At 46.5% G+C, this 10024-nt stretch carries 6 protein-coding genes; all 6 read right to left on the bottom strand.

Going from position 1 to position 10024, the window contains the following annotated elements; translation table 11 throughout:
- Positions 1 to 337: 337 nt before the first annotated feature.
- A complete protein-coding gene (gene ligA, locus ACFQ0C_RS28970) occupies positions 338 to 2356 on the bottom strand; it encodes an NAD-dependent DNA ligase LigA (RefSeq protein ID WP_379371888.1) in 2019 nt (672 codons plus the stop codon).
- Between the two features lie 79 nt (positions 2357 to 2435).
- The gene (gene pcrA, locus ACFQ0C_RS28965; RefSeq protein ID WP_379371886.1) at positions 2436 to 4778 is read right to left on the bottom strand and encodes a DNA helicase PcrA; all 2343 of its coding nucleotides are present in this window, start codon (positions 4776 to 4778) and stop codon (positions 2436 to 2438) included.
- Positions 4779 to 4868: 90 nt separating this feature from the next.
- A complete protein-coding gene (gene pcrB, locus ACFQ0C_RS28960) occupies positions 4869 to 5561 on the bottom strand; it encodes a heptaprenylglyceryl phosphate synthase (protein ID WP_379371884.1) in 693 nt (230 codons plus the stop codon).
- Positions 5562 to 5929: 368 nt separating this feature from the next.
- A complete protein-coding gene (locus ACFQ0C_RS28955) occupies positions 5930 to 7942 on the bottom strand; it encodes a chemotaxis protein CheW (RefSeq protein WP_379371882.1) in 2013 nt (670 codons plus the stop codon).
- A 16-nt stretch (positions 7943 to 7958) separates the two neighbouring features.
- The gene (locus ACFQ0C_RS28950; RefSeq protein WP_379371880.1) at positions 7959 to 8387 is read right to left on the bottom strand and encodes a chemotaxis protein CheW; all 429 of its coding nucleotides are present in this window, start codon (positions 8385 to 8387) and stop codon (positions 7959 to 7961) included.
- 18 nt (positions 8388 to 8405) lie between these two features.
- Positions 8406 to 9992: a methyl-accepting chemotaxis protein gene (locus ACFQ0C_RS28945; RefSeq protein WP_379371878.1), complete on the bottom strand. Its 1587-nt coding sequence runs from the start codon at positions 9990 to 9992 to the stop codon at positions 8406 to 8408.
- Positions 9993 to 10024: the final 32 nt, after the last annotated feature.

Here is a 10024-nt window from a genome sequence, read left to right as displayed (position 1 = left end):
GACATCACCACTTTCCAAATTATTTACTATATTATATCAAATTAACGCGGTGAATTGGTGAATTATATTAAAGAAAAAAAAGACTGCCGAGACTTTCTCGACAGCAGGAGTTTTTCCAGTTAGCTTGCTTTAAAACGATTTCCAGGCTGGATTAACGGGAGGATTTCCATCTAACGTCTTTCATTCAGTAGTCACAAGAGAGTCCTGATCTCCCCTACAATGAAATTGAACATCTGTCCTCATTTCATGAATTACTTACACAGAATTAGCAAGAGCATTCCCACTTTAAAGTGCTGCAAAGAACTTAAACTTTCTACCCGGATGAAAAAGGGAGGCATTATGCCTCCCCCAGTAGCTCCAGCAGCTCTTGCTCGTTATCGATGACACGAATGCCCAACTCCTGGGCTTTGGTTAATTTGCTGCCGGCACTTTCTCCCGCTATGACGATGTCTGTTTTTTTCGAAACACTTCCGGTAATCTTCGCACCCATAGCTTCCAGCCGTTTGCCCGCTTCATCGCGGCTCATTAAGGTTAAAGTCCCTGTTAGCACAATGGTTTTGCCAAAGAAAGGATTATCCGTATTGGCGATAACCGGAGCTTCTTCACTTACGGGATTGACTCCAGCCTGGATAAGACGCTCTATACTGCTCTGCATAACGGGGTCACGGAAAAAGCCTACGATGCTTTCAGCAACAATGCCTCCAATATCGTTCAACGTAATAAGCTCCTCCGGTGTAGCTTCCATCAGCTTATTCAGGCTGCGGTAGTGGTCGGCCAGCACCTTGGTCGTTGTTTTCCCCGTATTAGGAATACCCAGCGCAAACAAGAATGAAGCCAGATCACATTGCTTGCTCTTCTCAAATGCAGCCAGCAGCTTCGTTGCTTTCTTCTCTCCAAACCGCTCCAGCTTGATTAAATCGTCAAATTGCAGATGATATAGATCTGCAGGGTCCCGCACATCCAGCTCTTGATACAGCTGTTCGGCAGTCATAATGCTGAATGTGTCGATGTCCATCGCGTCTCGCGAAGCGAAATGCGTAATCCTCCCAATCAGCTGAGGGCGACACTCCAGTCTGTTTAAACAAAACAAATGTGCTCCCTTCAGCTCAAGCAAAGATCCGCACGAAGGGCAATGTTCAGGGAATGGAATCTCTTGACCATCCTGCTCCTCCGTTACTTTGCCAAGAAGCTCGGGAATGACGTCATTGGAGCGACGAATATAAACTTGACTGCCTAATGCATGCCTCAAGCCTTTGCGCTCAATGTCACCGATGTTATTTAGAGTACAGTTTTGTACGGTGACTCCAGCTATATCTACCGGCTCCACCTTGGCCACAGGCGTTATTTTACCGGTGCGGCCTACCTCCCATGAAACGGAAAGCAGCGTCGTTACAGCTTCTTCCGCCTCAAATTTAAAGGCTACAGCCCATCGCGGAAATTTATCCGTGTAACCCAACACCTCGCGCGTACGCATATCGTTAACCTTCAAAACCAGGCCATCTATCAGAAAATCAAACGTGTGACGCATAGAGGCTGTGTTATCCAGTTCTTGCACAACAGCTTCAATTGAATCATAGAAATGAATGAACGGACTAACCCTGAACCGGCTGCTGCGCAAAAACTCGACCATTTCCTGATGGTCCTTAAATGCTAGGCCATCCGTATAACCGACATTGTAAAAATAAGCGTTAAGCTTCCTTGATGCCGTCACCTTAGGATTAAGGTTACGCAGTGCACCAGCCGCTGCATTGCGCGCATTTTTCAAAAGGTCTACTGCCGTTTTATTGTATTCCTCCAGAACGGACAAGTTCATGATCCCTTCGCCCTGAATTTCAACAATGCCGTCACGATAAGGTATCTCCATTGGAATAGAGCGGATTGTTTTGACTTGGGCCAAGATACCTTCCCCAACCGTCCCGTTACCGCGTGTAGCCGCTTGTACCAGAACCCCATGATCATAGGTAAGGTTTAAGGTAAGGCCGTCAAATTTAAGCTCCATGACAAAGGTTGGCGCAGGCAGCTGCTCCTCAGGATGCTGGGTATTGTACTCGTTAACCAGCTTCTGAACACGGTTGTGCCAGAGCATTATTTCCTCATGGTTCTGCGCCTTATCCAAACTCCACAGACGTGCCCTGTGTTTATGCTCATCAAAGCCTTTCAGCAATTGATCGCCAACTCGCTGTGTAGGGGAGCTAGGGAAAATCACGCCCGTCTCCCGCTCCAACGCCACAAGCTTGTCGTACAGCTTATCCCATTCGGCATCAGCGATGCTCGGTTGGTCTAATGTATAGTATGAATAGTTATGATGGTTGATTTCTTCGATGAGGGCTTTCATAGCCTCAATGGCATCCTGCATAAAGAAAACCGTCCTCTCCTAAATAAAAGCATTGGCGAATAACAGTGTACAACTGCTGTGTTAACCTACTACAGGGCTGCTAGCTTTGCTTCGTAATCGGAGCAAACTTGGCGAGAAGTCTCTTCACTCCGACAGGCGCAGGAAACGCGATCTGCAGCTCGGTATCGTCGCCGGTGCCCTTCTTGGCGACGACAGTGCCGGTGCCCCACTTGCCATGGGCGACTTTATCGCCCATCTTGAATTCGGGCACCGATCCGGCGGCAGCGCCGCCCGCACTTACCACAACCGGCCGGGCTGCGCCGGTTGGAGCTGCGCTTCCGGGAGCTGAGGCCCGGAAGCTAACGGTTTTGCCGCCGGAGGCGGGAGCCGAGGCACTTGCGCTGCCGAAGCTGCCTGTGGAGCCGTAGCGGCTCTCACGGCCGGCTGAGGCACCGCCCGAGCGGCCGCCGATGGTGCGGCCAGGCGAAGCCAGCTCCAGCAGCTCCTCGGGGATTTCCGTAAGGAACCGCGAGGGAGCGTTCATGTTGGTGCGCCCGAACAAGGTGCGCATTCTGGCGCAGGTGAGGTAAAGCTCCTGCTCAGCACGGGTGATACCCACATAAGCCAGCCGGCGCTCTTCTTCGAGCTCCTCATTATCATTGGAGGCACGACTGTGAGGGAACACACCTTCCTCCATACCAATAATAAAGACAACGGGGAATTCCAGCCCCTTAGCGCTGTGCATAGTCATCAAGACGACAGCATTACCACTGTCCGCCTTATCCTCTTCTGTTTTGTTCAACGAATCGATGTCCGCAATCAACGCCAGATCGGTAAGGAAGGAGATAAGCGTTTTGTCCTCGTTGCGCTTCTCAAAATCCAACGTAACGGACAGAAACTCATCGATATTTTCCAGCCGCGCTGTTGATTCAATCGTTTTTTCACGTTGAAACTCGAGCCGGTATTGGGTAAGCTCCAGCATTTTTTCAGTCAATTCCGTTACAGACAAATAATCGACCATACGGTTCAGGTTGTCGATCATTTCGCGAAAGTCAGCCAGTGCATGCTTAGCCTTCGCTCCAATCTCCATGCCGTCTACTTCTTCTAAAACTGTGAACAAGGAGACGCCTCTGCGTGCTGCTGCATCCGCCAGCCGTTCAACGGTCGTATCGCCTATGCCCCGTTTCGGTACATTTACAACCCGCACAAAGCTAATGTCATCATTGGGGTTGGAAATAAGCCTCAGGTAAGCAAGTATATCCTTAATTTCTTTACGATCATAGAACTTGACGCCGCCAACGATTTGATATGGAATATCCGATTTAATCAGTATTTCCTCTATAATACGCGACTGAGCATTGGTCCTGTAAAGAATGGCATGATCTTCATATCTTTTGCCGCTAGCTACATGTTTATTAATCTCACTTGTAATAAAGTACCCTTCTTCATGCTCGGAATCAGCTTGGTACATACGTATTTTGCTTCCGTCACCCTTGCTCGTCCACAGATTTTTCGCTTTGCGGCCAGCATTGTTAGCAATTACTTTGTTGGCTGCATTCAAAATCGTGGAGGTAGAACGGTAATTCTGCTCCAATAAAATAGTTGTCGCCTTCGGATAGTCCTGCTCGAAATTGAGGATATTGCTAATATCCGCACCCCGCCAGCGATAAATCGACTGGTCACTGTCTCCGACGACGCATATGCGGTTGTGCTTGTCCGCCAGCATTAAACAAAGCATGTATTGAGCACGGTTCGTATCCTGGTATTCGTCAACATGGATGTATTGGAACTTGTTTTGGTAAAATTCCAACACCTCGGGCTCTTCCTTAAATAGACGAATCGTCGTCATAATCAAGTCGTCAAAATCCAGCGAGTTATTGTGTCTCAGCTTTTTCTGATACAGCTTGTACACTTTGGCCACGACACCATCGAAGTAGTCCCCGATTGTACCTTCAACCATCTCCGGAGTTTTCAACTCGTTCTTGTAGCCACCCATTGCGGCCTGAACGGCTTTGGGCTCAAACTTCTTGACATCGATGTTAAGCTCCTTCATGCAGTTCTTAATTACGGATAATTGATCACCGGAATCAAGTATGGTGAAATTGTTTGTAAAGCCGATGCGGGAAATATCCTTGCGCAAAATACGCACACACATGGAGTGGAAGGTGGATACCCAGATGTCCCGGCCATTCGGGCCGACCAGCTTGCTCACCCGTTCCTGCATTTCACGTGATGCTTTGTTTGTAAAGGTGATTGCCAGTATGCTCCATGGCGCAGCCTTTCTTGTTGCAATTAAATAGGCGATCCGGTGCGTCAGCACTCGGGTCTTGCCGCTGCCCGCTCCAGCCATTATTAGAAGCGGACCGTCGACTGTCTCGACAGCTTTCTTTTGCTGAGGATTCAAAGAATCTATAGATGCAAATAAATCGATGGTTTCATTCATAATATCTAATCCCTTCGATAACGGTTTCTCATATGAGTTTATTATTAATAAAACAATGAATGGAATGATTATAGTAAAAATGAATTCGTTTTAAATGGATTTGACTGCCTGCACCGTGGCTAACGCCTGTTCAAACTGCTCATAAACCACATTTCCGACCACAACGGTATGGGCTGCCTTGGCTGCTTCCCGCGCTTTATCTGGACCGTCAATGCCGCCCCCGTAAAAAAGTCTTGAGCTGTGCAACAAATCTCTGGCGCGCGATACGATGTTCATATCTCCAAACACCCCGCTGTATTCCAGATAAACAATTGAACAATGAAATAACCGATCCGCCATTCGCACGTATGCCTCGACGTCCTTCGTATCAAGCTGGGTATCAGCTTCTGTAATTAATGCGGCAGTGGAGTCCCCATTCAGCATAATATAGCCTTCGGTCCTTACTTGCTGCCAATCCAGAATAGCTCCATATTCGCGAAGCGCTTGATGATGATGCCCTACGATCCATTGTGGATCCCGCGCGTTCAATACAATAGGTATAAAAAATAAATCATAGCCCGGGACAATAGCTTCTTGATTGGAGACCTCCAGCACACAAGGCACTTCATATCTACGGATTCTCGCAAGCAAATCAACCGTATTATCATAGGTAACACCTGAGGACCCGCCGACCAGAATTGCATCCGTTCCTGATAAACAAAGACGGTCCAGCTGATCGTCTGAAAGCTCCCGGTCAGGATCCAGCTTAAAAACATGCTTCCATTGCTTCATATCCAATAACAAAAGGCCGTGCCTCCCAGCAATACTTAGTCACTCTATTTTAATGAAGCGACGTATCATTTTTGTTCTCTAAAAATTAGTCTAAGCTACCCCTGAATCTGTGTCAAATTTGTTTTGGGGGAACACTCCTTCGCATTATACACTCTCTTTCATCAATGGGAAACAACGGAAAAATGTGCTAATTCATAATGCCGGATATCCTTTATCCTTTCATCTGTCGAGCAGATAACCTTGGAATCGCTAATACATGCTTGCTCTTACTGTTTTATAAATTCTATTAAAAAAGGTCCCTACTCTTGAATATTTGCAAGAGTAAGAACCACCGCTTTAAATGAATTAGAACATGAACACAGCCGCCAAGAGCACCCCTATTATACGACCGCTCTAGCTTTATCCTTTTTTAACCTTTGAATTAAATAAGCAATTTCCAAAATCAGGGCAACCCGGCCATTCCCAAGAATTGTAGCTCCAGCGATAAAAGGAATTTTCCCCAGAAACGTCCCTAGCGTTTTGATCACAATTTCCTGATTTCCCATCAGCTCATCAACCGCTACCGCCAGCTTCTTTTCTGCTGAGCCCACTATTACAACAGGGATGAATTTACTTTGAACCTCCCCTTTTGAATAGTGAAGAGCATCACACAACCATACAAGAGGGATAACCTGATTGCGGATTACAATGACGCTCTCCCCTTGTACGGTCTGAATCTCTTCCATAGGAACACGGACAATCTCAATTACGTTATTCATTGGGATTACAAAATCACGGTCGCTGACCTTCACCATCAGACCTGTAATAATCGCAAGTGTTAACGGTATGCGAACTGTAAAACAAGTACCTACATCAGGAGTGGACTGAATATCTATTAGTCCATTAAGTCTCTCGATCTGATTGCGGACAATATCCATTCCTACACCGCGGCCGGACACCTCGCTAACTGAAGCCGCCGTCGAGAATCCCGGCTGGAAGATTAAATACATTGCGCTGTGATCAGAAAGTCGGCCCGCTTCCTCCTCCGAGATGATCCCCTTGCGCAAAGCAGAAGCTTTAATACGCTCCGGAATGATCCCCGCTCCATCATCTTCTACAGTAATAACAACCTGATTATCCTCATGATACGAGTTTAAACGGACACGGCCTCTGGCTCTCTTGCCTTTACTTAAGCGCGTCTCTGCAGATTCAATACCGTGATCAACCGCATTGCGGATTAGATGAATTAAGGGATCCCCTATTTCTTCAATAAGCGTCCGATCGAGCTCCGTTTCCATCCCTTCTAACACTAACTCGATTTCTTTGTCCAGCTTCTGGGAGAGATCCCGAACCATCCTCGGAAAACGGTTGAATAGATGCTCGATTGGCAGCATTCGTGCTTTCATGACGCTTTCCTGTAGCTCTTCCACGATACTGGACATATGATCCGTTATGTCGCTAAGTCTCTCCACAAATTCTTCGTTCGCAAACCGATGAGACACTGACTGCTTAAGCTGGGAGAGAGAGGTCTGGTCAATGAGCAGCTCTCCCACCAGATTCATAAGATGCTCCAACCGCTCTACACTCACACGAATAGTTTGGGGCGCCTGCTTACTTTTTTCTTCTAATACGGCTTCCTTGGGGCCAGGCAAAGGCTGGCTCTCCTTTTTACTTAACGGCTGCTTGTAGGATTCCACCTTAGCAGACCTGACATCCGTTAGAATTGACGCCTGATTCTGCACGTCTTTAATATCCAGAGAAGTGCTTATCAAAAATACGGATTCCGAATAGCCATCTTCCGCTGCTGCTCCTTCTTGTTTAAATAAGGCAGATGGCTCCGATACAATAATAGCTCCGTATTGGGCAGATATTTCTTGAGCAATCAGATGGAAGCGTGCGGCTTTCATGGGGCAATCGTCCGCCAGGCTTAGCTGGATTTTCAACAGGTGCAGCCCTGATTCCACCGCTTCCTCCAACCGCAGTGATTGTTCCAAGGTAAGCTCCGGCAAATTCCTCCATTTGGGGAGAAGAACTTCTGTACCTTTGGTGAAATTCTGAAGGTCGTATAACAGTTTGGAAATATCCGAATAAGTATGGCCCCGCATATATTCATCCCGCAACGCTTTCAATACATCCAAAGCACCAAACAGCAAATTAATAAGACGGGAATCTACCTCAAGCTTATTTCCCCTAACCATATCCAACAAATGCTCAACCTCATGAGTTAAAGATTTCATCTCCTCAAAGCCCATGGCAGCTGAAGAGCCCTTAATGGTGTGAGCGGAACGGAAAATGGATTGAACTATTTCTTCCGATGCGTCCTTTTCCATAGAAAGCAAATCTTGCTCCATACGTTCAAGCTGATCCACCAGTTCTTCAATAAACGCTTCCCGGTAGGCTGATAGGTCTTCCATTAGTACCCGCCTCCTTTTAGTCGCGCAGCAGCACTTCATCCAGTTTTAAAATACCGACCAACTTCTGCTCCCGAAGTCCAATCCCGAGAAAATAGGCTCCGCTTACGCCTGCTACATGTTCAGGCGGAGGCTGAATATCAGTAAATGTAGTTACTTTGTTCACTTGGTCCACAATGATTCCAACCGATTCTTCCTGGTGCTTAACGACCACAATACGTGTAGCCTTGGTAAAGGTCTGTTCAGGCAAACCAAACAAATTCCGAAAACTGATTATGGGGACAACCTTCCCCCTTAAGTTGATTACGCCCTTCACATACTGTTTGCAGTGAGGGATTTCAGTGATGGTCTGCATCTTGATGATCTCATGAATTTCTTCAATTCTGACGGCATAAGCTTCAGCTCCGACAGTCATCTCAATGTATTGGTCCTGTTGTACCGTTGCCATAGGATCACATCCGCATAGTTAAATTTTAAAAATGGAAATGGAGGAATTAAGCTCATCCGCAAGCTGCGCCAGCGACTGACAAGTTGCTGCGGTTTCTTCCGACGCTGCCGCCGATTCCTGACTGGAAGCGGATATTAACTCTACAGATTGCATAACCTCGGCTGCTTGCGCCGCTTCTTCTTCACAAGCCGCCGCAATCTCATTTACCTTCTGGGAGGAATCATTCACCATTCTGATAATATTCTGAAAGGCAACGCTTGTTTGTGAGGACTGAGTCACACTGTCTGTAACAGCCGTTACACTTTGTTTCGTATTAGACTGCATAACTTTAATGATGGCCGATATTTCTTTGGTCGCTTCGCTGCTTCTCTCAGCCAGCTTGCGGACTTCATCGGCTACCACAGCAAACCCTCTGCCTTGATCGCCTGCTCTAGCCGCTTCTATAGCTGCATTCAGCGCAAGTAAATTGGTTTGATCGGCAATATCGTCTATAACTTCAATAATGTCGCCTATTTTCAAAGAATCCTCTTCCAAACGGGCCATTGTCTGACTTACAGCCTGCATTCCCACGACGGATGCTTGCACCACAATATCACCTTCATTTGCTGTCTTTACCGTTATGTTCGATAATTCAGCAGCTTGCTCAGCGCTTTCGGCAACCGAATTAATCGCCACACTCAGCTCTTTAAACAATTCCGTAATGGATTGGGCCGAATGAGCTTGATTCGTACTGCTGCCGGCAATTTCTTGTGTGCTTGCAGAAATTTGCTCAGAGGCTGCCGCCACGCTTTGGGAGGATTGTATAACGCCTCCAATAAGATTGCGCAGGCTATTGATCATTTGATTAATAGAAGCAGCTAACTGGCCGACCTCGTCCTTCGTATCAATGTTGGCTTTCTCTTGCAGATCACCGTGAGCCACCTTCGCCACCAAGCCTACAATTCGAGATAGCGGCCGCGCAATCGATTGGGCTATCCCATACCCCATCAATATACTAATTAAGAAGGCTGCAATAACCATAATGATTGTCATCATTCGCGCAGATGCATAAGCTTCAGCGGATTGGGTATTCGTCCCTTCAGCCAGCTTCACATTAATATCTATCAGCTTTGATAAGCTCTCTCTGACCTTACTTCCTGCAGCTGTTAATTCTGAGCCTTGAAACTTTATGTAATCCGTTTTGTCCTCTTTATCAGCCAGCTTCATGGCAGTCTCCAGCGTTTTCAAATAAGCCGTAAATACAGTATCAAAATTTTTGAGTTGATCTTTCTCTGGTTGGGTAAGCTTTGTACTGCGGTAAACTTCTATTTGCTCCTGTATTTCCTTCATGTATGTTTGAATATCTGTCTGAAATTTATCTCTATCCGACATAGTAGCAGCCAAGCTAATGTCACGTGCTGCAACACGGCCATTTTGATAGCTATTTAAACCTGACGATAACCTTTGGATTGATGTAAGATTATTATTATACATTTCCTGGATATTGTTGTTCATCATGCTTAGATTTGAAATCGCATACATTCCGACAACTGCTACAATAATTGCTACGGTTACAAATGCGGAAATTAATTTTACCGACGTCTTCAAGTTCATAAACCACTTCATAGTATCACCCTCTGTAAAATAGTTGTTTTGCC

Origin of the sequence: Paenibacillus sp. GCM10027630, from assembly GCF_042676305.1 — a bacterium.
GTDB lineage: Bacteria > Bacillota > Bacilli > Paenibacillales > NBRC-103111 > Paenibacillus_S.
Note: the sequence above shows the minus strand (reverse complement) of the source record. Positions and strands in the feature narration are given on the sequence as shown.